Consider the following 19841-nt stretch of genomic DNA (forward strand, 5'->3'; position numbering starts at 1 on the left):
ACAACGCGTTAGTTGAAAACGCCGCGGAAAATGCCGTCAACAACACTGAAATTCGCCATCAGGAAGTAGGCGACGAACGCGCCCCCCATCCCGCCGACGAAGAAACCGGCCGCGAATTGGCTCCAGCCTTCCGAGGATTGGAGCGAGTCGCCACCGGCGGCCTTGCCCTGGAAGGAAACCAGACCGTAGCTCGCGAGCGCGACCGTACCGAGCAGAACCACGGCGAGCGCCGAGATCAGTCCACCGAGGGATGCGAACTCGGAATCGCGTAAGGGGCCGAGAATCGTCCAGGGGCCGACGAGGAAATAGCCGTGCGCCATACCGATTTCTAGACCCCGGAGCAGGGGGGAGAGACCGGGACGGTAGGCGGGTAAGTTACCGATAAACGCTTTGGTAAAACCGGAAGCGGAAATCGGGGTGGCGAGGTTCCCGGTGAAGGGATCGCCATTGTAGGGGCCGACAACCTGCGTGTATCCAGATTCAGGCATTTTGCTTGAGTTCTCCTTTTTCTGAGCGACAGGAAATGTTGAGATAAAACTTTAAGATCACACTGTATGCCGGAGAATCCTTTCCATCAACCCCGCGCATCGAGTTTTCAAGGGTTCGCGGCGCGAATTCTAACAATTCGTTACATAATCGAGCCGAACGCGCGGCGGGAAAAGGGGGACGGACGCTCACGGCACGATCAACACCGGACAGGGGGAGAGGTTAATCACCTTCGTGGTGACGCTTTCCGACGCGCCCTCCTCGGTCAATCCCAAGCCCCGACAGCCCATGACGATCAGATTCGCGTCGATCTCGTCGGCCACGTCACAGATCGCGAAGGAGGGCATTCCCTCGCGCTCGATCACGTCCGCGTCGATGCCGGAACGCGCGAACAGTTCCCGGTAGGACTGTAAGAGTTTTCCCACCGTCTCGATCGATCCCATCGCGGGGTCGGCGGCGACAAGCTCCCCGGTAGCCGTGGTTTCGACCACCGACAGCAGGACGAGGCGGCTTTGAAAGATCTTCACGAGTTCGATAACGGCCCCGGCCGCGTCCCGACTCTCTCGACCTCGATCGATGGGGAATAAAATCGTGTCAAACATAGGTTCCTTTGTCTCCTAATCCATGCTTTTGCGGGAAATCGGCGATCGGGTCGCGCCGGCGATCCCGAAATCTGAAATAATCTTTTCAACACAATTGTCGCGGGTAGCGATACCCTGATTTAATTTTGATTGTACGGTAAGCGATTAGGAGGTTATTGGCTGTGCCAAAAAAAACAGTAGCGAATTTAACAGAAGCCGATCTATCGGGAAAGCGGGTCTTGGTGCGGGTCGATTTTAACGTTCCCCTGGACAAAAGCACCGGGGCGATCGCCGACGACACCCGGATTCGGGCGGCACTGCCAACGATCGAGGATTTAACCAAAAAAGGCGCGAAAGTCATTCTCTGTAGCCACATGGGCCGTCCGGACGGGGAGGTAAAAGAAAAATTACGTCTGACTCCCGTGGCCAAACGTCTCTCGGAATTACTGGGGAAAGAAGTGGTCATGTGCGCCGACTCCGTGGGAGAGGCGGTCACGTCGGCGATTAACGGTCTGGAGAACGGCGGGGTCGCCCTGCTGGAAAACCTCCGTTTCCACGCCGAAGAAGAAGCGAACGATGCCGAATTCGCCAAAGCCTTAGCGGCAAACGCCGATCTGTACGTCAACGACGCGTTCGGAACCGCCCACCGCGCCCACGCTTCCACGGAAGGGGTGACGCACTATCTCAGCCCCTCGGTGGCCGGCTACCTGATCGAGAAGGAATTAAACTACCTACAGGCGGCGATCGAATCCCCCCAACGTCCCCTAGCGGCGATTATCGGCGGTTCTAAAGTTTCCAGCAAGATCGGCGTGATCGAGACGTTACTAGAAAAATGTGACAAACTGCTGATCGGCGGCGGGATGATCTTCACTTTCTACAAAGCCCGCGGTCTGAACGTCGGTAAATCCCTCGTCGAAGAGGACAAACTAGATCTCGCCCGCGAGTTAGAAGCCAAAGCCAAGGAAAAAGGAGTCGCCTTCCTCCTGCCGACGGATGTGGTCGTCGCCGATAAGTTCGCGGCGGATGCGGATTCGCAAGTCGTCAGCGTGGAAAATATTCCCGATGGCTGGATGGGCTTGGATATCGGTCCCGAATCGGTGAAACTGTTCCAGGAAGCGTTAGCCGATTGTAAATCGGTGCTGTGGAACGGCCCGATGGGGGTGTTCGAGTTCGATAAATTCGCGGTCGGAACCGAGGCGATCGCCCGCACTCTAGCGGACTTAACCGCCACGGGAACCACGACGATTATCGGCGGTGGCGACTCGGTGGCCGCGGTCGAGAAAGTCGGTGTGGCCGAGAAAATGAGCCATATCTCCACCGGCGGTGGCGCGAGTCTGGAGTTACTCGAAGGGAAAGTATTACCCGGTATCGCCGCGCTAGACGAGGCGTAATTCTCTCGATTTCCTAGCCCTCTCTCGGAAACGGGAGAGGGTTTTTCCTTTTCGGATAAATCGATGCACCCCGGACTTTATCCCAAGTTTCTACCGAAACGACGCGAGATCGAGATCCGCAAAAAACTGAATCCGCGCTGTCTTCCCTGTAATCGGACAAAGTTCTCCAGTATCGCGATGACGGTCGGGACGCGCATCATTTTCCCCTCGATCGAGTCATTACCGCTATTTTAGTAACTATATCGCGAAAAACGTAACGGACTATGCCGCATCCATCAGAACCGATCTGGCAGGTAAACGATCGCTTTCTCGAACTTCGCTCGCGTTGGTTCACCCTGATCGGCGAACATCTACAGGATCATCGCGGACAGATTTTAGAATATTGGCGCGTCGAAAAAGACGATTCCGTAATTATCTTACCGATTCATAATCATCAGATTCTTTTACCCCCTCCTAGTTATCGTCCCGGACTCGGACAAGTAACTTTAGATCTGCCCGGCGGCCGCGTACCGGAAGGAACCGACCCCCGCGAGGCCGCGTTGACCACTGTAACGCGAGAATTAGGGATCAAATCGGAAGCGATCGCCGATCTTACCCCGTTAAATCCCGAGGGTTGGCCGGTCAATAGTTCCTTTTCCAATCAGAAACTTCACGCCTTTACCGCCCGAATTCCGGTTCTAGAAACACCTTTAGAGCCTGTAATCGTGAAATATTCCAGCGATCCCGCCGGAGTTCGCGATTTACTGCGGGATCTGGTCTGTTTACAATGTCGGGCTGTCTTATTGGAATGGTGGCTAAGGCGAGATTAGCTTGATTCTCCCGCTAACCTCGCCGTACATTTAACCTTGTTCGATCGCCGTTTTCGGTGGCAGATTCACATGACTCGCCAAACCGATTCCCCGTAAAATCGAAATCGCCCACCAAGTCACATCGATCTCCCACCAACGCCATCCGGCTTTCGCGACGTGGGGATACGCGTGATGATTATTGTGCCAGCCCTCGCCATAGGTGAGAATCGCCGCCCACCAGAGATTCCGGGCGTTATCCTCTGTCTCGAAGGTACGGTAGCCCCATAAATGGGTGACGGAGTTGATAAACCAAGTGCTATGCCAGAGAAAAACGGCGCGGACGAACATCCCCCAGATCACGAACGACCAACCCCCGCAGAGATAGAGCGGAATTCCTAACGGAAGCTGTAACCAGAGGAAATTGCGATTTAACCAACGGTAATAGGGATCTCGATCGAGATCCGGCGCGTACCGTCGATAGCGATCGTATTCAAAGAAATCCGGATAAGGATAGAAGATCCAGAGCATATGGCTCCACCAGAAGCCGCGACGTGCCGAATAAGGGTCTTTTACCTCGTCTTCCGTGTGCGCGTGGTGTAAACGGTGTCCCGCGACCCAGAAAATCGGCCCTCCCTGCATGGCGAGCGCGCCGATCGTGGCGATCGTGTATTCTAACCATCGGGGAACCTGAAAACTACGATGGCTCAACAGCCGGTGATAGCCCAGACAGATGCCGATACTCCCCAGAAACCAGTGAAGCCCCACCGTCACGAGCAATGCCGGCCAGGAGAAACACCAAAGCCCCAGCAAAGCGAGCGCGTGAACGGCACCGAAAAACAAAACCGCTATCCAATCTAGAGACGGGAGATTTTGACTTTCGGGGGTAGATGCCGATGAATTCGCTGTCATGCAACCTTTTCGTTAAATAACTATTGAGTCATCTATTGATGATAGCAGACGATCTCGATCGGGCGATCGGGTTTCACCGGGAGCGATCGCCATTCGGGAGATCTCGAAACCTCTCGATCGATCCTCTCTACCGTTGCCTCGCTAGAAAAGTCCACCGAACGAGCGACGAGCTACCGAACCTGTAAAGTATTTTTTCACTCGACTTACTTCGTAAATTTTTCCTGTATCGTGATAGGCAACCCGGAGCGTTACCGAAATCAAAAACGGCGATGAATCAAATTACCGACTCACCCGGACACCGAACGAGATCTCGATTTTCGGGTCGTCCCCCTTTTAAAGATATGGCTTGGATTCCGGGCGGAACCTTCCTCATGGGATCGAACGATCACTATCCCGAAGAAGCCCCGGTTCATCAGGTCAAAGTCGATGGTTTCTGGATCGATCGCTATCCCGTCACCAATACACAATTCCAGAAATTTGTCAAGGAAACCGGTTATATTACTTTCGCCGAACGTCCCGCCAACCCCGACGATTACCCCGGCGCGAAACCGGAACTCCTCGAACCCGCCTCCACGGTTTTTATCCCGCCGAAACAGAAAGTCGATACCAGCAACCGTTACAACTGGTGGTTCTACGTCCGCGGCGCGAACTGGCGACACCCGGAGGGATCGGGCAGTTCGATCAAAGGCCGGGAGAAGCACCCGGTGGTTCACGTCACCTACGAGGACGTGGAGGCTTACGCGCGCTGGATCGGTAAGGGAATCCCCACCGAGGCGGAATTCGAGTTCGCGGCGCGGGGGGGATTAGAAGGGGCGGAATTCGCGTGGGGGGAAGAACTGTACCCGAAAGGTCGGAAGATGGCCAACACCTGGCAGGGCGAGTTTCCCTATCAGAACACGCTAGAGGACGGGTTCGATCGCACCTCTCCGATCGGTTCCTTTCCCGCCAACGGTTACGGACTGTACGATATTATCGGTAACGTCTGGGAGTGGACATCGGACTGGTATCAGGAACACAAGGAAATTCAAAAACCTCCCTGCTGTACCGTTGATAACCCGCGGGGTGGGAATTTAGAGAATAGTTTCGACCCGTCCCTGCCCGATATCAAGATTCCCCGCAAGGTGATTAAAGGCGGATCTTTCCTATGCGCGCCGAGTTACTGCCGCCGTTACCGTCCCGCGGCGCGCATGGCTCAGGCCGTGGACACCTCCACCTGTCATCTCGGTTTCCGTCTCGTCGTTCGCGGGTAGCGGGAAAAAAGTTTGAAGGAAATCCCTTCAAAAACCGAATAAAGTCTACTAACCATCGGAGCTCGATGCCAATGCCGAAAAACAAACCGAATATTCTCATTATCTGGGGTGACGATATCGGTCAGAGTAACCTCAGTTGCTACACCGGGGGACTGATGGGTTATAGGACCCCCAATATCGATCGCATCGCCAACGAGGGCATCCGTTTCAACCACTACTACGGCGAACAAAGCTGTACCGCGGGACGGGCGGCCTTCATCACTGGTCAGAGCGTTTTCCGTACCGGTTTGAGTAAAGTCGGTCTACCGGGCGCGCCGCTAGGCTTTCATGCCGAAGATCCCACGATCGCCGAACTCTTGAAACCCCTCGGCTACCGCACCGGACAATTCGGAAAAAACCATTTCGGGGACAGGGACGAACATCTCCCCACCCTGCACGGGTTCGATGAATTTTTTGGCAACCTCTACCACCTCAACGCCGAAGAAGAACCGGAACTCGCCGACTATCCCGATCCGGAAGAATATCCCGAATTCCGTCGGAAGTACGGCCCCCGAGGGGTTCTCCACTGCTGGGCGGACGGGAACGGCGGTCAACGGATCGAGAACACGGGGCCGCTGACGAAAAAGCGGATGGAAACGATCGATGACGAGTTTCTCGGTGAGGCGAAACGTTTTATCCGCGACGCGAAAAACGCCGACGAACCCTTCTTCCTCTGGTTCAACACCAGTCATATGCACTTCCGTACCCATTGCAAACCCGAGAGCAAGGGACAGGCGGGACGCTGGCAGAGCGAGTATCACGACACGATGATCGATCACGATCGCCACGTCGGGCAACTGTTGGATCTGGTCGATGAACTGGGCATCACCGAGGACACGATCGTCATGTACAGCACCGACAACGGCCCCCACATGAACAGTTGGCCGGACGCGGGGATGACCCCCTTCCGCAACGAGAAAAATTCCAACTGGGAGGGAGCCTATCGGGTTCCCGCGATGGTGCGCTGGCCGGGCAAGATCGCGCCCGGACAAGTGTGTAACGGTATCGTCAGCCATCTCGACTGGCTCCCGACCCTGCTGGCCGCGGCCGGGGAACCGGAGATCAAAACCCAGTTATTGAACGGTCATCCGGTGGGAAGTAAAACCTTTAAAATCCACCTAGACGGCTACAATATGCTGGATTACTGGACGGGAAAAACGGATAAGAGTCCCCGAAAAGAATTTTTCTACTTCTCCGATGACGGCGACCTAACCGGATTGCGCTACGACAATTGGAAGATCGTTTTCATGGAACAACGCTGTCCTGGAACGTTACAGGTTTGGGCGGAACCTTTCATCCCCCTGCGGGTTCCCAAGATCTTCAACCTACTGACCGATCCCTACGAACGCGCGGATATTACCTCGAACACTTACTATGACTGGTTACTGGATCACGCGTTCATGTTGGTTCCCGCTCAAGCGATCGCGGGTGAATTCCTGGCAACGTTCCAAGATTACCCACCGCGTCAGAAACCCGCCAGTTTCAGCATCGAACAGGTGATCGAGAAGTTAAACAGCGGTTTACCCAGTAGTTAATCCCGGATCTCGCGGACGACCTCGCCTCGCGTGAGGTCGCGCGATCGGTAGACCGTCTTTTTCTACCCGATTCATCCATTCCCGCGAAAGGTTTAGGGATAGCCTACCCCTAAACGCCCCCTCCCCCTCGCGATCACCATGAGCGCTCCCGATCTCTCCTACGCTTTCGTCATCTTTTTCCTAACCCTCGGGCCCGTCAAGACGATTCCCGTGTTCTTTCGTTTGACAATGGACGCGACCCCGCGATTTCGGGCTAAAGCCGCTTTACAGTCCGCCGGGATCGCCACGGGAGTCTGTCTATCGATCGCTTTCGTCGGGGTTAACATTCTCGGGAAATGGCGGGTTTCGATCGATGCCCTGCGCTTGGCGGGAGGGTTGATCCTCCTGATATCCGCGCTCAAGGTCGTGACCATGCAACCGCAGGCGACCGGGTCCGCGAAAGTTACCGCCGAAACCCCGCTCTCCGCGACGACGGCGCTGGCTTTCTCGCCCCTGACGACTCCCGCGATCGTCACTCCCTACGGGGTGGTGGCGATTCTTTTCTATATGGTCATTTCTAAGGGAAATACGGACTTTCAGGTGAAAATTATCGCCCTGATCGTCTTGATGATGTTCCTGAATTATTTGGGGATGATTTTCGCCGATCGGATCATGAAAACCGTCGGTTTCCCGATATTACGATTGATCGGTTGGATTTTCGCCGTCATGCAGGCGACCCTGGCGATCGATATTATGCTCAGAGCGTTTCAATCAATGGGCGTTATCGAAAAAATCTCCTAGTGCTTCTATGGTGATATTCTTCCCCCAAAAACACCGAATGGCGATTATTATCCTCGCTTTTCTCGTTATCCATCTCGTTTTCAGTCGCTCGATCGCTATGGCAACCAATCCGACCGTTCTCCCATCGTGGAATGAAGGAAGCTCGAAGTCAAGTATTCTTGAATTTGTCAACCGTGTTACCGCGGAAAATAGCCCCGATTATGTCCCGCCCGCGGAACGGATCGCCGTTTTCGACAACGACGGCACGCTCTGGTCGGAAAAACCCTTTTATTTTCAAGGATTTTTCCTGATCGATCGCCTGAAAGCTATGGTGAAAGATCATCCCGAATGGCGGAACGAACAGCCCTATCGGACGATTCTAGAGGGAGATCGGGAGGCGATCGCCGGGTTTACCGAAAAAGATATCGTGCGACTTCTCGCCGTCACCCATACCGGCATGACGGTAGAGGAATTTCAAACACTCTCGATCGATTGGTTAAAAAACGCCGAACATCCCCGTTTTAACCGTCCGTTTACCGAGATCGTCTTTCAACCCCAGTTAGAACTCCTCGACTACCTCCGCGCCAACGGTTTTAAAATCTTTATCGTCTCCGGGGGCGGGATCGAGTTCGTTCGCGCCTTTTCCGAGGAAGTGTACGGCATCCCACCCGAACAGGTCATCGGGAGTAGCGTGAAAACGAGATTCGAGGAACGGGACGGGCGATCGACGCTAGTAAAACTGCCCGAATTAGGCAGTTATGACGATAGAGAGGGAAAACCTGTCAATATTAACCTCCATATCGGACGGCGACCGATTCTCGCGTTCGGCAATTCCGACAACGATCTCGCGATGCTTCAATACACCGCGGATCATCGACGATCGAGCTTAATACTCCTCCTGCACCACGATGATGGAAGTCGCGAGTGGGCTTACGATCGGGACACCCGGATCGGACGTTTAGATACGGCGCTCGACGAGGCGACGCGGAGGGGATGGACGATCGTGAGTATCCAACGGGATTTTCAACGCGTGTACCCTTTCGATCGATCGGATTGAACGCGGTGCGAAGTTATGGTTCCGGTAACAGATCCGGATAACCTCGCGGGGATAGAAACGATGGGGGCAGAGAGACTCGAACTCTCACGGGATTATAAGTCCCAACGGTTTAAGTCCGTAGATGTGGTAGCTGAATGTCTCTCCGGTACTAGGTTTCGGGAACGATCGCTTTTCGATTCCCTAGATTTTCCCTAAGCCCCGATTAGGTCTTTTTGGAGAAGCTGAAAAAAGTAGACTTTGGTTTCTCTCGATGCCTCGGAAAAAAACTTCTCTACCGCGTCCTCGTCAATCTTGACCTCTTTAGGCGTAGGGCAGTTCTGAACGCTCTCGAATAGTTCTTCGATCGTTCTCATGATCACGGTTTTCCGGAGTTGCCAGTCGGCCTGTCGCAAAAGCTCGGCGGCCACGTTCGGGTTGATGTCCGGCGTACTATCGTTTTCTGTAAGGTAATCCTCGACTGTCGGGCAATCCGAGTTCAGGTATCTTACAAAATGCTCGACGGATAAGCCGAAGAACTTGGCCAGAAACATCATATTGCCCGTGTCGGGACAGGAAGTGTAATTCCGCTTTTCCCAATTTTGCACCGACCCCGGCGAGATCTTGACCCCGTGGAATCCCATTTGCTTTGCTTCTCTGTTCAGCATCTCGGAAAACGCCGCTTGAGAGATTTTTAGCGACGCGCGTTTGTCTACCAATAGATCTCGAAATCGGTTTAACCCGTGTTCGGTTAGCGGGCCGGGGCTACTATCGGGGGTTTTCCCTCGATCGGAAATTCTGTTAGGCATTTTTTTGTACAACTTATAATTGAAGCAGTCTTACTCTATCGCATAAGTTAAATTATAACAATCCGGGACTTAGACATTTTCCGCTGATAGAAAAAGCTCAAACACTTACAGGACAAGGAATTAACCTCGATCTGGGAGTTTCCTTGATATGTATAGATTTCGGCGATTCTAGGCTCCTCGAAGTAAATCCCAATCCCTGCTTGGGTTTGAGGCTTGTTTCGATTTGTTGTTTGCCCAAGTCCCACTAAATATAAAATATTGTCTACCGATTTCTTCTTTATATCGATTGTACCCGTCACGCTACCGCAAGGCTATATAACAAGTCAAAACAAAATCAATCTAAATCTTGTATGCTCGCCCGTTTCCCTAATCGTCTCGAACAGCTTCCCTGAATCTTCCCTAGTTTTTGAAGCGGTCATATCGCCTACACCGCCTTTCACGTCTCATCGAAGTATTCAGAGCGTGTTGGCTTGTGAATCTAGAAACGATGGGGGCGGAGAGACTCGAACTCTCACGGGATTATAAGTCCCAACGGATTTTAAGTCCGTAGCGTCTACCATTCCGCCACGCCCCCGTTATTTTTACCGACAATTTCTAATCTTAGCACGGTTTATCTTGTTCGCGCTAGAGGGGGCGCGAAGATTTTTGTGAATCGCTCTCGCAAGGAATTCGATCGCCGCGAACCGGTGCGAAAAGGGTACAATACAACGCGAGGGAGTCCAAGCCCCGATCGAGTTACAGACGGAAATCGACCATCATGCAAGCTATCCTGACGCAAGAAACCACGCTCATCGCGCTACTCTACCTTTCCTTGAGCGTCCTGTACTTACTGGTGATCCCCGCGGGAGTCTATTACTACCTCAACCTCCGCTGGTACGTCGCCAGTTCCTTCGAGCGCGCCTTCCTATATTTTCTCGTGACCTTTTTCTTCCCCGGCATGATTCTCTTGAGTCCGTTTCTCAACTTCCGTCCGAAACGTCGAGTCTTGAAAGCCTAACCATTACGGGAAAAATCATGCGACGGATAGATGTCATCGGCATCGGTATCGGGATGTTCCTCGCCGGGGGCATCCTGTACTTTCTGCTGGAAAAAACGGGATTGGATAGCGCCGAAGCGGGAATCTGGAGTCAGGCGATTCTCGTCGGCGGTTTAGTCGGTTGGTTGTTAACCTACCTATTCCGCGTGGCGACGAGTAATATGACCTACGGGCAACAGAGAAGAGAGTACGAGGACGCGGTATTTAAAAAACGTCTAGAATCGATGACTCCCGAAGAAATCGAGCGACTGCAAGCGGAGATCGATCGAGAGAAATCGGCGAACTCGTAAATACGGCTCGATCGTCGGTTGGCGCGAGGGACCGGATCTCGGTAGAGAGAACATCCGACACCGGCGATCGTTCCCCCGCCAACCTTGAGCGGCGAGAGAATCTTAGAATAAAAAAGCCGGAAAAAGATCAGGAGAAACGATATGGACGCGATGCTTTTTTTCCAGAAAAGCGCGGGAAAGTGGCAATCCCAACGAGTTACCCACCATCTAGCCTTTAGACGTTCCGAAACGGGCGATTCCGAAATTTATGTCGAGGCATTACCGGCCGACAATCCCAAGGTAATCGCCATCTGCGAGATGCACGAGGTCGATCCCGCGGGAGCCGTCGGCGGCGCGTTCGTCAGTTGGGACGGCTCGATGCAGTGGGATAAAGACGACGAGAATCACCAGGGAACGACCGTTTTCGCCCTAATTCCCGATGAAGGGAATCCGAAAACCGGGGTACTACTGCGCGAGCGGGGATACGCCGAGATCGTACCCGTAGCGGGACGCTATCACATCGACGAACAGGAAGGATTGGTCTTGGTGACGGAATACGAGACGATGACCTCGATCGAGCGCTTCTGGTTTCCCGACCCCGATTTACGCCTGCGTACCAGTACCGTCCAGCGTTTCGGCGGTTTCAACACGGCCACCTTCTGCGCCGAATCCCGTCATTCCGAATCCGACGGGGGTTCCACCGCTTCCCATCCCTCCGAAGTGCCGTTTTACTCGATTAGCGGCTGGTAGGAGGAGGCGGGAGGAGAGGGTAGGGAGTAAAGAGTAACTTTCTCGAAACTATAGATTTTTTCCCGAAACTATAGATTGATTTCTCACTCCCCATCTCCCTCACCTCCCGACACCCGACACCCGACACCCGACACCCCATCCCCGCACTCTCTGTTTTTCTTAAAAATTGTAAGAATTCTTAATATTCCTCGGAACGGATGCCCGACTCCCTTATCATTAGGAGGAAAGTTTTTTAAGAATTTCTAAGGATACGGAGGTTCACCCTTGGCTATTCCTCTTTTAAATTACGCTCCTACCTGCCCTAACACGCGTGTCGAGGGCTTCGAGGTCGGGGGAGACGAGAAACCGAAAGTTTACACCACGGAAAACATTCTCTCTTCCACCGACATGGACGAGCTAATCGAAGCCGCCTACCGTCAGATCTTCTTCCACGCGTTCAAGTCGGATCGGGAACCGGTTCTCGAATCCCAGGTGCGGAACGGGCAGATCTCGGTACGGGACTTCATTCGCGGCTTACTGTTGTCGAACACCTTCTACAACAGCTTCTACTCGAAAAACAGCAACTACCGCTTCGTCGAACAGGTAGTGCAAAGAGTCCTCGGCCGCGATGTCTATAGCGAGAAAGAAAAGATCGCCTGGTCGATCGTCGTCGCCACCAAAGGGATTCAGGGCTTTGTCGATGAACTCCTCAACAGTGACGAGTACCTACAGAGCTTCGGCTACGATACGGTTCCCTACCAACGTCGTCGGAATCTACCCGGCCGCGAACTCGGGGAACGTCCTTTCAATATCACCTCGCCCCGTTACGACGCGTACTATCGCGGAATTCTGGGCTTCCCGCAGATCGTCTGGCAGAATGCCGTCCGTAGTTACAAATCCCCCGATCAAAAACCCAAAGCGGGCGATCCTACCCAATGGTTGGAAGTGGCGCGTAACATGGGCAGTGCCAAAGGGAATCCCGTTCCCAGAGTGTCGGCGATGAATATTAACATCGAGGCTTCCGTTCCTCGTCGTTAATCGATTTTTATTCCCTTGGGGAGAGTCGCTAATTGGCAGAATGATCGATCGATCCGGTTATTCTGTGAATTGGAGGCTCTCCCCGCGTTTTTAGGGTGGGAGACGAGAGGAGGTCGCCGGTCGGCCGAATCCAGAATAAATTCTTAAACAACGAAAAATATCGATTTATAGTTCTCGATCCTGATTTTCGCGGTTTTTCGACCTTAAACGGTGGAGCGTCCGAGAGGTCTTTCCGAGATGAGCGTGAATCTTCGGGGGAGGAAAACGAGAATAAATCGGAAAACTTATGGATGATATGGAAGTTTGTCAATCGTTGACGGTAAAATCCCGCGAGAGTTCGGAAGGGAAACCGGAAATGGACTAAGCTTGTATTGTATTACGCTCTTTGTTAGCACTTGACCCTTCTCTGACATCGATCCTATGGATTTTTCTAGTCTTGTCGCGAGTCAGTTAAACGCGGGGACGATCTGGCCCGAGGCGATCGTGACCGTCACCTTGATGGTGATCTTGATCGGCGATCTGATCTCGGGACGGAGCGCCGGACGTTGGCTCCCTTACGTGGCGATCGCCGGTTTGCTGGCTTCCGTCGTCGCGCTCTATTTCGCCTGGGATAACCCGAACCCGATCTCGTTTCTAGGGGCGTTTAACGGCGATAACTTGAGTATCGTCTTCCGGGCGATCGTCGCGCTCTCTACCGCCGCCACCGTTCTGATGTCGGTGCGCTACGTGGAACAGGCGGGAACGTCGCTCGCGGAATTCCTGGCCATCATGCTCACGGCTACTCTCGGCGGGATGTTTCTCTCCGGCGCGAACGAGTTAGTGATGGTGTTTATCTCCCTGGAGATGCTGAGTATTTCCTCGTACCTGATGACCGGGTACATGAAGCGCGACCCCCGATCGAACGAGGCCGCGTTAAAGTATCTCCTCATCGGCGCGTCGAGTTCGGCGATTTTCCTGTACGGGGTATCGCTTCTCTACGGCTTATCGGGAGGGGAAACCACCCTGGGAGCGATCGCCGCCAAACTGGCCGGGACGGCCGGGGAAGAATCGTTAGGACTGGCGATTTCCCTCGTTTTCGTCATCGCCGGGATCTGTTTTAAAATTTCCGCGGTTCCTTTCCACCAGTGGACCCCGGACGTGTACGAGGGTTCGCCCACTCCCGTCGTCGCCTTCCTCTCGGTGGGATCGAAAGCGGCCGGTTTCGCGTTGGCGATCCGCCTGTTAGAAACGGCGTACTCGATCGTCAGCGAACAGTGGCGGTTTATTTTCATCGCCCTCGCCATCTTGAGCATGATCCTCGGTAACGTGGTCGCGCTCGCCCAGACCAGCATGAAACGGATGCTCGCCTATTCCTCGATCGGTCAGGCCGGTTTCGTGATGATCGGTCTCACCGCGGGAACCGACGCGGGGTATTCCAGCATGATTTTCTACCTGCTGATCTACCTGTTCATGAACCTGGGAGCTTTCGCCTGCGTGATCCTGTTCGCCCTGAGAACTGGAACCGATCAGATCGCCGAGTATTCGGGACTGTATCAAAAAGATCCCCTGCTCACGCTCACGTTAAGTATTTGTCTTCTATCCTTGGGAGGAATTCCGCCGCTCGCGGGCTTTTTCGGGAAGATTTACCTGTTCTGGGCGGGCTGGCAAGCGGGTCTTTACGGATTGGTGTTAGTCGGTCTGATCACGAGCGTCGCCTCGATCTACTACTACATCCGCGTGGTGAAAATGATGGTGGTCAAAGAACCGCAGGAAATGTCGGACGCGGTGAAAAATTACCCCGTTATCAACTGGAAACTGCCGGGAATGCGTCCCCTCCAGGTGGGTATCGTTCTTTCCCTGGTGGCGACCTCTCTCGCGGGCATTCTGTCCAACCCCCTGTTCACTCTAGCGACGGATTCCGTCACCAGTACCCCGATCCTACAATCGGCCGCGTTACCGACGCGGGTATCGCGATTGCCGTGAAGGATTTTCATTCCCTGTCGGGTGGGCCCTGGCCCACCTTATTTTTTCTTTCGGGAATCGATCGCTCGAACCGGGTAAGGATATTGATAGACCACCGAGCGAAAGCGATCACCTCTTCCGCCGGGTAGGTAATTTCCTTCTAGAGAACTTATCGAGAGAGCGCCCATGACTTTCGCGAATATATTCCGTATCTTGGTCGAATATCGATCGCTCGTTCTTCTCGGCATTTTAGCCGCCCCGTGGCTCGCTTGGTTCCTTTGCCGTCTCTTTCCGGGGAAACGGGCGGAAAAGTTCATTCTTAACCTGAATTTAGGGTTAGCGTTTTTCGGTTCCGGTTTAAGTCTGGCCTATCTTCTCTTCGCGAAATCTAATGGTGGTTGGGCGCGCGTCACGCGGGAGGCGGATATTTTACTCTGTCTGGCCCCCCTCTATTACGTGGGGGTTTCTCTCTGGTTAACCCGACAGCGGGTGTCACTCGGGGAACTTCCCGCGATGCGAGTCGCACAGGGTTTGGGGATGATCGGGACGGCCTACTTATTCCTATCGTGGATCGCGGGTAGAATCTCGATCATTCTCTTTTCCCATATTCCTTTCCCCCTGTTACTGCTGTTCGCCCTCGCGATGATCGGGTTAGCTTATGGGGGATTTCTGCGAGTGTTCGGTTTAGAATCGCCGAGATCTCGATCGACCTCTCGACCCTCTCCCGATACTTCCCCCGATCGAGATCCGGATCGCGATATCGAGGCCGAATTGCACCGTCTCCGACAACAGGTTCAAGGCGATCTCTCGAAAGGGAAAAAAAAGCCGGAACCCTGAATTTTCCGAGGGTATAGGGGCTACCCGCGAAAACATAAAGCGGGACCGCGAGTGTATACGGTCTCCGCTCTATTACCGATCGAGAAGCGATGCGCTCTCGAATTCGGGATTTAATAGAGTTCTTCTTCTTGGTGGGTCAGGATCGTGCAATCCGAGGTGGGATAAGCGACACAGGTAAGAATGTAGCCCGCTTCGATCTGATCGTCATCGAGGAAGGACTGATCGGACTGATCGACAGAACCCGCGGTGATTTTACCGGCACAGGTGGAGCAGGCACCGGCGCGGCAGGAGTAGGGAAGATCGAGACCTTGCTCTTCGGCAACATCGAGGATGTACTCATCTTCGGGAACGTCGATCGTGGCGTTGATCCCCTGTTCCTCGTTGATCAGGGTGACTTTGTAAATTTTCGCGTTGTCTTTCTTTTCCTTGTCTTTCGGCATGGTGTTGTTCCTCTTGTTAAATTCGGTGATAACGGCAGTCTCTAACGCGCCGCTCGCGAGACTTCCCATTCATAAGGTCGAGCGAGCTTCATTTTCGATACTACGGGAAAAACTGCCGGACTCGCGCTCGCATTAGTAATGAGAGTCTTAAATAAACTTAAAATAATATTTACTTATAGATAAAAGTGACGTTTCTTTACGGTCGCTCACGGATCTTCAGAGAGTTTAATCAATCTTCAAGCTAGACATAACGTGACTTTCAGGTATTTACCCCGATCGATACCCTTCATCGATAGCGGGGAAAACATCGGTTCGAGTCTATTAGTAAATCTTATCGGCGGGACAGCGATCGATGAATTGTCTTTAAACCTAACGCGAAAAATCCCTTTTTCCCCATCGTTGTCCGCCCGTCGCCCGATCGATACACTAGGGTAGGGGGCGGGAGTAGGGGGTAGGGGATAACTTTCTCGAAACTCTCGATTTTTTCCCGAAATTATCTTCTCTCTCACCTTGATTTCGCCCCCCATCTCCCCATCTCCCTCACTTTCCCTATCCCCCCATCTCCCATGTCATCCCCCCTCAAAGTCGGTATTGTCGGTACCGGATACGCCGCCGCGCGCCGGGCCGAGAGTCTACAGGCGGACGAGCGCTCCCGTCCGTTATACGTTAGCGGTCACAGTCCCGAATCGCTCGATCGCTTTTGCCGAACCCACGATCTGACCGGCCTCGATTGGCGGAGTCTCGTCACCCATCCCGACCTCGATCTAGTGGTCATCGCCAATATCAACCGCGATCACGGGTCGCTCGTTCGCGCCGCGCTGGAATCGGGCAAACACGTTATCGTCGAGTACCCGCTCACCACCACGCCCGAGGAAGGAAGAGAACTGATCGAGATCGCGGAAAAACAGAAGAAATTACTCCACGTCGAGCATATCGAGCTATTGGGCGGACTACATCGGGCGCAACAGCAACATCTACCGGAAATCGGCACTCCTTTTCACGCGCGTTACGCGACCGTCGTTCCCCAGAATCCCGTCCCGCGGCGCTGGACATTTCACCGGGAGCTATTCGGATTTCCCTCGATCGCCGCCCTCTCCCGTATCCATCGCCTGACCAATCTGTTCGGATCGGTGGTGTCGGTCTCCTGCCAGAATCGCTACTGGGACGCGCCGGAAGAGGGGTATTTCCTGGCCTGTCTGTGCGAGGCCAAACTATTGTTTAGTAGCGGTTTGATGGCGGGAATCACCTACGGGAAGGGAGAGGTTTTCCATAAAAGCGATCGAACCTTCGAGATTCACGGCGATCGGGGGAGTCTGGTGTTTGACGGGGAAGAGGGACAATTGATCCGCGGTGAGGAATCCCGCTCGATCGAGGTAGGAAGCCGCCGCGGCCTTTTCACCAAAGACACGACGATGGTTCTCGATTATCTCTTCGATGCTATCCCCCTCTACGTCACCCCCCGCGAGAGTCTCTACGCGCTAGAGGTCGCCCACGCTTGCTATCAGTCTTCAATCACCGGACAGACGGTGTTGTTATAGGAGGCAGGAGTCAGGAGGCAGGAGTCAGGAGTCAGGAGGCAGGAGTCAGGAGTCAGGAGGCAGGAGTCAGGAGTCGGGAGTCAGGAGGCAGGAGTCAGGAGGCAGGAGGCAGGAGGTAGGAGGTAGAAAATTAATATTCCCCATCTCCCTATCTCCCCATCTCCCTATCTCCCTCGCCTTCTGCCCTCTCAAGATTTAACCTTTCTTAACCTCTGTCCGAGGTCAGACGGGGAGAGGATTCCGACGAACATAAGAAATTGTAATGAACGATACAGCGAAAAATCTATTTTTTATCTTGTCAGTTAGACTATAGTTAGTGATAAGACTTCTTTCGTCGATCTAGGAAACTTTCCCATGAGTCCCACAACTCTTCCCGCCGCTCCCACGATTTACTCTATCAAGATGATTCAGGATGAAGTCCGTCAGATGGTAGAGAGAGGGTTGGTGAGCCGCAATCAACCAATTTACACGCTCTGCCAGTACATTCCCCCGCGCGAGTGGGTTTGTGTCGAGTGCGAACTGGAGCGCTGTGACTATCTTCTTCGGGATCAGATCGGTGACTTGATCGCTTCGGAATGTTGGGACAGCGACTAACCCGATATCACTACTCCTTATCTATCTCTCATTTTAGAACCAAGAAAACTTATCTTTAAAACGGTAAACATAGTTACCATTTCTTCGATTTTAACCCGGCCCTAGTGTTTCGCTAGGGCTTGAACTGTAGAATTTCCCCGGACGATTGTTAAGAAAAACCGGGGTTCTGTAACTTTTCTCCAAATCGCCTCAAAAATTGTAACTGATGATACGGCATGGTTTTCACGGAATGGATGCCGAGTTCCACTACGATCAAGAATTAACCGATCAACTCCAGGAAGCGGGTGCGTATGAGTAGTCAAACGGTACAGTCTCCCTTTCAGGCTCATTACTCGATCGAGATGTTGCGAGAAGAGGCCCGACAGTTATTAGAAAAAGGCTCGATCAGCCGACAACAGCCCCTTTATATTCTCTGCCAGTATATTCCGGCGCGGGAGTGGGTCTGTATCGAGCTAGAGTTAGAAAAGGAAGATTATTTATTGCGAGATCCGATCGGGGATCTGGTGGGGTCGGAAAAATGGCGCGATGATTAGACCTCCTCAAATCTTAAAAATCTCTTGTCGCGACAGGAGGCAGGAGTCAGGCGGAAATCGGATAGTTTTTCTATCTCCCGACAGATGAAAAAGTTTTCCGTTCGGCATTTTCCTCTTTCCCCGACTTTTCCGCAACGATTCAGTTCCCCCGATGAGTAAATCGGCGATCGCTTTCTACTCGGAGCGGATTTGACCGGTATTTGTTCCTAGGTGTTCTGTTCGAGATAGCGATCGATATCCTCGATCAACCGGGTTAATTCCGCTTCCGTGGTTAAGCGGAGTCGATCGTCGCGTACCGTCAGCAGAACCCGCGCGGAAAAAGGACTCGGGTAAATATTGGGGTTACAGAACACCTCTAGGAATACGTCGCCGGTGTAGCGATATTCCATCGTCTCGCGCGGGGAGGGTTTGCCACCGACGGACGAGTTACCGGCGATCGCTTTGAGATTTTCCAGTAAAATCGCGATCTCCGCTTGTAATTCTCGCGCCGCGTCGGGACTGAAGCGGAAGGAGACGGAACCGTTAGGGAGATTGAGGGTGAGGGGAATCATGATAGCGATCGGGGGGGGACGAAAGACTATTGTTTCATAGGATCGGGGAAATCTAGATCTCCGAAAAGGTTAAGAAGTGTGAAAACCGGGAGGGCGATCGATCCCCCCGATCGCCTATCCGGGCGGATTCGAGACCTCGAAACCCGGTAAGATCCATCTAGGAAACCTTCAAAAAATTTCATGAAAGTGCAACAGATAACAAAAGACAATCTCGTCTTGCGCCAAGACGTGGTGGGGGCGCGTCGTCCGAGTAACTTTTTCTGGGCGGTAATCGTCTCGATCGGCGGTATCGGCTTTCTTTTAGCCGGTCTTTCCAGTTACTTGAAGGTTAATTTACTTTTAGTAAGCGATACTACCGAACTACAATTTATCCCCCAAGGGGCCGCCCTGTCGTTTTACGGGGTCGCGGGAACGTTACTCGCCACCTATCTCTGGTTAACCATCCTCTGGAACGTGGGCGGCGGCTATAACGAATTTAATAAAGAAAAAGGCTTTATCAAAATCTTTCGCTGGGGCTATCCGGGGAAAAATCGCCGCATCGATCTCGACTGGAAGATCGAGGACGTGCAAGCCGTGCGCGCCGAGGTGAGAGAGGGATTGAACCCGAAACGCGAACTTTTCCTGCGGATCAAACAGCGTCGGGATATCCCCTTAACCCGTGTCGGGGAGCCGATTTCCCTGTCGCAGTTGGAAAATCAAGGGGCGGAACTCGCTCGCTTTTTGGAAGTACCCCTAGAGGGATTGTAATCCGCCCG

The 19841-nt window shown here is 53.3% G+C and carries 25 protein-coding genes and 1 tRNA gene; 18 read left to right on the plus strand and 8 right to left on the minus strand.

The window, feature by feature from the left end:
- Positions 1 to 8: 8 nt before the first annotated feature.
- Together V0288_RS09815 and V0288_RS09820 are read right to left on the minus strand one after the other, a co-directional pair.
- Positions 9 to 488: a photosystem I reaction center protein subunit XI gene (locus tag V0288_RS09815; RefSeq protein WP_332864908.1), complete on the minus strand. Its 480-nt coding sequence runs from the start codon at positions 486 to 488 to the stop codon at positions 9 to 11.
- Between the two features lie 186 nt (positions 489 to 674).
- Complete coding sequence (locus V0288_RS09820) at positions 675 to 1088, minus strand: universal stress protein (protein ID WP_332864909.1); 414 nt, start codon at positions 1086 to 1088, stop codon at positions 675 to 677.
- 161 nt (positions 1089 to 1249) lie between these two features.
- Here V0288_RS09820 and V0288_RS09825 point away from each other — a divergent pair, with 161 nt between their 5' ends.
- The 3 genes from V0288_RS09825 to V0288_RS09835 all read left to right on the plus strand — a co-directional run bounded on the left by V0288_RS09825 (position 1250) and on the right by V0288_RS09835 (position 3267).
- Positions 1250 to 2458 carry a phosphoglycerate kinase gene (locus V0288_RS09825; RefSeq protein ID WP_332864910.1) on the plus strand — a complete coding sequence of 403 codons (1209 nt, stop codon included), beginning with the start codon at positions 1250 to 1252 and terminating at the stop codon, positions 2456 to 2458.
- 63 nt (positions 2459 to 2521) lie between these two features.
- Positions 2522 to 2692: a hypothetical protein gene (locus V0288_RS09830; RefSeq protein ID WP_332864911.1), complete on the plus strand. Its 171-nt coding sequence runs from the start codon at positions 2522 to 2524 to the stop codon at positions 2690 to 2692.
- A gap of 29 nt (positions 2693 to 2721) precedes the next feature.
- Positions 2722 to 3267, plus strand: a complete 546-nt coding sequence (locus V0288_RS09835) for an NUDIX hydrolase (RefSeq protein ID WP_332864912.1) — start codon at positions 2722 to 2724, stop codon at positions 3265 to 3267.
- 30 nt (positions 3268 to 3297) lie between these two features.
- Here the strand turns inward: V0288_RS09835 and V0288_RS09840 are convergent, their stop codons facing one another.
- Positions 3298 to 4155, minus strand: coding sequence for an acyl-CoA desaturase (locus V0288_RS09840; protein ID WP_332864913.1), 858 nt, complete (start codon positions 4153 to 4155; stop codon positions 3298 to 3300).
- A 32-nt stretch (positions 4156 to 4187) separates the two neighbouring features.
- Positions 4188 to 4310, minus strand: a complete 123-nt coding sequence (locus V0288_RS09845; protein WP_332864914.1) for a hypothetical protein — start codon at positions 4308 to 4310, stop codon at positions 4188 to 4190.
- A 186-nt stretch (positions 4311 to 4496) separates the two neighbouring features.
- On the opposite strand from V0288_RS09845, the gene V0288_RS09850 reads away from it, so the two are divergent.
- From V0288_RS09850 to V0288_RS09865, 4 genes are all read left to right on the plus strand, one after another.
- Positions 4497 to 5405, plus strand: coding sequence for a formylglycine-generating enzyme family protein (locus V0288_RS09850; protein ID WP_332864915.1), 909 nt, complete (start codon positions 4497 to 4499; stop codon positions 5403 to 5405).
- Between the two features lie 71 nt (positions 5406 to 5476).
- Entirely contained in the window at positions 5477 to 6979 is a 1503-nt protein-coding gene (locus V0288_RS09855) for an arylsulfatase (protein ID WP_332864916.1), read from the plus strand.
- A gap of 138 nt (positions 6980 to 7117) precedes the next feature.
- Positions 7118 to 7759, plus strand: a complete 642-nt coding sequence (locus V0288_RS09860; protein WP_332864917.1) for a MarC family protein — start codon at positions 7118 to 7120, stop codon at positions 7757 to 7759.
- Between the two features lie 37 nt (positions 7760 to 7796).
- The gene (locus tag V0288_RS09865; RefSeq protein ID WP_332864918.1) at positions 7797 to 8795 is read left to right on the plus strand and encodes an HAD family hydrolase; all 999 of its coding nucleotides are present in this window, start codon (positions 7797 to 7799) and stop codon (positions 8793 to 8795) included.
- Between the two features lie 191 nt (positions 8796 to 8986).
- On the opposite strand, the gene V0288_RS09870 is transcribed toward V0288_RS09865, so the two are convergent.
- Both V0288_RS09870 and V0288_RS09875 read right to left on the minus strand, forming a co-directional pair.
- Positions 8987 to 9580, minus strand: coding sequence for a hypothetical protein (locus V0288_RS09870; protein WP_332864919.1), 594 nt, complete (start codon positions 9578 to 9580; stop codon positions 8987 to 8989).
- Between the two features lie 488 nt (positions 9581 to 10068).
- Positions 10069 to 10154 (minus strand) — tRNA-Leu (locus V0288_RS09875).
- 183 nt (positions 10155 to 10337) lie between these two features.
- On the opposite strand from V0288_RS09875, the gene ndhL reads away from it, so the two are divergent.
- From ndhL to V0288_RS09905, 6 genes are all read left to right on the plus strand, one after another.
- Positions 10338 to 10577 carry an NAD(P)H-quinone oxidoreductase subunit L gene (gene ndhL, locus V0288_RS09880; RefSeq protein ID WP_332864920.1) on the plus strand — a complete coding sequence of 80 codons (240 nt, stop codon included), beginning with the start codon at positions 10338 to 10340 and terminating at the stop codon, positions 10575 to 10577.
- 17 nt (positions 10578 to 10594) lie between these two features.
- Positions 10595 to 10906 carry a DUF3007 family protein gene (locus V0288_RS09885; RefSeq protein ID WP_332864921.1) on the plus strand — a complete coding sequence of 104 codons (312 nt, stop codon included), beginning with the start codon at positions 10595 to 10597 and terminating at the stop codon, positions 10904 to 10906.
- A gap of 141 nt (positions 10907 to 11047) precedes the next feature.
- Complete coding sequence (locus V0288_RS09890) at positions 11048 to 11635, plus strand: phycobiliprotein lyase (protein ID WP_332864922.1); 588 nt, start codon at positions 11048 to 11050, stop codon at positions 11633 to 11635.
- A gap of 264 nt (positions 11636 to 11899) precedes the next feature.
- Positions 11900 to 12652: a phycobilisome rod-core linker polypeptide gene (locus V0288_RS09895; RefSeq protein WP_332864923.1), complete on the plus strand. Its 753-nt coding sequence runs from the start codon at positions 11900 to 11902 to the stop codon at positions 12650 to 12652.
- Positions 12653 to 13072: 420 nt separating this feature from the next.
- Complete coding sequence (locus V0288_RS09900) at positions 13073 to 14614, plus strand: NAD(P)H-quinone oxidoreductase subunit N (RefSeq protein WP_332864924.1); 1542 nt, start codon at positions 13073 to 13075, stop codon at positions 14612 to 14614.
- 165 nt (positions 14615 to 14779) lie between these two features.
- Complete coding sequence (locus tag V0288_RS09905) at positions 14780 to 15430, plus strand: hypothetical protein (protein WP_332864925.1); 651 nt, start codon at positions 14780 to 14782, stop codon at positions 15428 to 15430.
- 110 nt (positions 15431 to 15540) lie between these two features.
- Here V0288_RS09905 and V0288_RS09910 read toward each other — a convergent pair whose 3' ends face one another.
- Entirely contained in the window at positions 15541 to 15870 is a 330-nt protein-coding gene (locus V0288_RS09910; RefSeq protein ID WP_332864954.1) for a ferredoxin, read from the minus strand.
- 551 nt (positions 15871 to 16421) lie between these two features.
- On the opposite strand from V0288_RS09910, the gene V0288_RS09915 reads away from it, so the two are divergent.
- The 4 genes from V0288_RS09915 to V0288_RS09930 all read left to right on the plus strand — a co-directional run bounded on the left by V0288_RS09915 (position 16422) and on the right by V0288_RS09930 (position 18535).
- Complete coding sequence (locus V0288_RS09915) at positions 16422 to 17408, plus strand: Gfo/Idh/MocA family protein (RefSeq protein WP_422661948.1); 987 nt, start codon at positions 16422 to 16424, stop codon at positions 17406 to 17408.
- On the plus strand, positions 17366 to 17527 hold the full coding sequence (locus V0288_RS09920; RefSeq protein ID WP_332864927.1) for a hypothetical protein: 162 nt from the start codon (positions 17366 to 17368) through the stop codon (positions 17525 to 17527). The genes V0288_RS09915 and V0288_RS09920 overlap by 43 nt, the downstream gene beginning before the upstream one ends.
- A 235-nt stretch (positions 17528 to 17762) precedes the next feature.
- Positions 17763 to 18002, plus strand: a complete 240-nt coding sequence (locus V0288_RS09925) for a DUF4327 family protein (RefSeq protein WP_332864928.1) — start codon at positions 17763 to 17765, stop codon at positions 18000 to 18002.
- Positions 18003 to 18292: 290 nt separating this feature from the next.
- Positions 18293 to 18535 carry a DUF4327 family protein gene (locus V0288_RS09930; protein WP_332864929.1) on the plus strand — a complete coding sequence of 81 codons (243 nt, stop codon included), beginning with the start codon at positions 18293 to 18295 and terminating at the stop codon, positions 18533 to 18535.
- Positions 18536 to 18741: 206 nt separating this feature from the next.
- On the opposite strand, the gene V0288_RS09935 is transcribed toward V0288_RS09930, so the two are convergent.
- On the minus strand, positions 18742 to 19086 hold the full coding sequence (locus V0288_RS09935) for a hypothetical protein (RefSeq protein ID WP_332864930.1): 345 nt from the start codon (positions 19084 to 19086) through the stop codon (positions 18742 to 18744).
- A 180-nt stretch (positions 19087 to 19266) separates the two neighbouring features.
- Here V0288_RS09935 and V0288_RS09940 point away from each other — a divergent pair, with 180 nt between their 5' ends.
- The gene (locus V0288_RS09940) at positions 19267 to 19833 is read left to right on the plus strand and encodes a photosystem I assembly protein Ycf4 (protein WP_332864931.1); all 567 of its coding nucleotides are present in this window, start codon (positions 19267 to 19269) and stop codon (positions 19831 to 19833) included.
- The last annotated feature ends 8 nt before the right edge of the window (positions 19834 to 19841 follow it).

This window comes from Pannus brasiliensis CCIBt3594, assembly GCF_036688125.1.
In the GTDB taxonomy this organism is placed as follows: Bacteria; Cyanobacteriota; Cyanobacteriia; order Cyanobacteriales; family Microcystaceae; genus Pannus; species Pannus brasiliensis.

Excerpts from the sequence above, each read along its gene's own strand:
- V0288_RS09905 (WP_332864925.1), top strand. The coding sequence starts at position 14,780 with ATGACTTTCGCGAATATATTCCGTATCTTGGTCGAATATCGATCGCTC.
- ndhL (WP_332864920.1), top strand. The coding sequence starts at position 10,338 with ATGCAAGCTATCCTGACGCAAGAAACCACGCTCATCGCGCTACTCTAC.
- V0288_RS09870 (WP_332864919.1), bottom strand. The coding sequence starts at position 9,580 with ATGCCTAACAGAATTTCCGATCGAGGGAAAACCCCCGATAGTAGCCCC.
- V0288_RS09940 (WP_332864931.1), top strand. The coding sequence starts at position 19,267 with ATGAAAGTGCAACAGATAACAAAAGACAATCTCGTCTTGCGCCAAGAC.
- V0288_RS09925 (WP_332864928.1), top strand. The coding sequence starts at position 17,763 with ATGAGTCCCACAACTCTTCCCGCCGCTCCCACGATTTACTCTATCAAG.
- V0288_RS09830 (WP_332864911.1), top strand. The coding sequence starts at position 2,522 with ATGCACCCCGGACTTTATCCCAAGTTTCTACCGAAACGACGCGAGATC.
- V0288_RS09850 (WP_332864915.1), top strand. The coding sequence starts at position 4,497 with ATGGCTTGGATTCCGGGCGGAACCTTCCTCATGGGATCGAACGATCAC.
- V0288_RS09935 (WP_332864930.1), bottom strand. The coding sequence starts at position 19,086 with ATGATTCCCCTCACCCTCAATCTCCCTAACGGTTCCGTCTCCTTCCGC.
- V0288_RS09910 (WP_332864954.1), bottom strand. The coding sequence starts at position 15,870 with ATGCCGAAAGACAAGGAAAAGAAAGACAACGCGAAAATTTACAAAGTC.
- V0288_RS09815 (WP_332864908.1), bottom strand. The coding sequence starts at position 488 with ATGCCTGAATCTGGATACACGCAGGTTGTCGGCCCCTACAATGGCGAT.
- V0288_RS09840 (WP_332864913.1), bottom strand. The coding sequence starts at position 4,155 with ATGACAGCGAATTCATCGGCATCTACCCCCGAAAGTCAAAATCTCCCG.
- V0288_RS09930 (WP_332864929.1), top strand. The coding sequence starts at position 18,293 with ATGAGTAGTCAAACGGTACAGTCTCCCTTTCAGGCTCATTACTCGATC.
- V0288_RS09885 (WP_332864921.1), top strand. The coding sequence starts at position 10,595 with ATGCGACGGATAGATGTCATCGGCATCGGTATCGGGATGTTCCTCGCC.
- V0288_RS09855 (WP_332864916.1), top strand. The coding sequence starts at position 5,477 with ATGCCGAAAAACAAACCGAATATTCTCATTATCTGGGGTGACGATATC.
- V0288_RS09900 (WP_332864924.1), top strand. The coding sequence starts at position 13,073 with ATGGATTTTTCTAGTCTTGTCGCGAGTCAGTTAAACGCGGGGACGATC.
- V0288_RS09820 (WP_332864909.1), bottom strand. The coding sequence starts at position 1,088 with ATGTTTGACACGATTTTATTCCCCATCGATCGAGGTCGAGAGAGTCGG.
- V0288_RS09860 (WP_332864917.1), top strand. The coding sequence starts at position 7,118 with ATGAGCGCTCCCGATCTCTCCTACGCTTTCGTCATCTTTTTCCTAACC.
- V0288_RS09865 (WP_332864918.1), top strand. The coding sequence starts at position 7,797 with ATGGCGATTATTATCCTCGCTTTTCTCGTTATCCATCTCGTTTTCAGT.
- V0288_RS09835 (WP_332864912.1), top strand. The coding sequence starts at position 2,722 with ATGCCGCATCCATCAGAACCGATCTGGCAGGTAAACGATCGCTTTCTC.
- V0288_RS09890 (WP_332864922.1), top strand. The coding sequence starts at position 11,048 with ATGGACGCGATGCTTTTTTTCCAGAAAAGCGCGGGAAAGTGGCAATCC.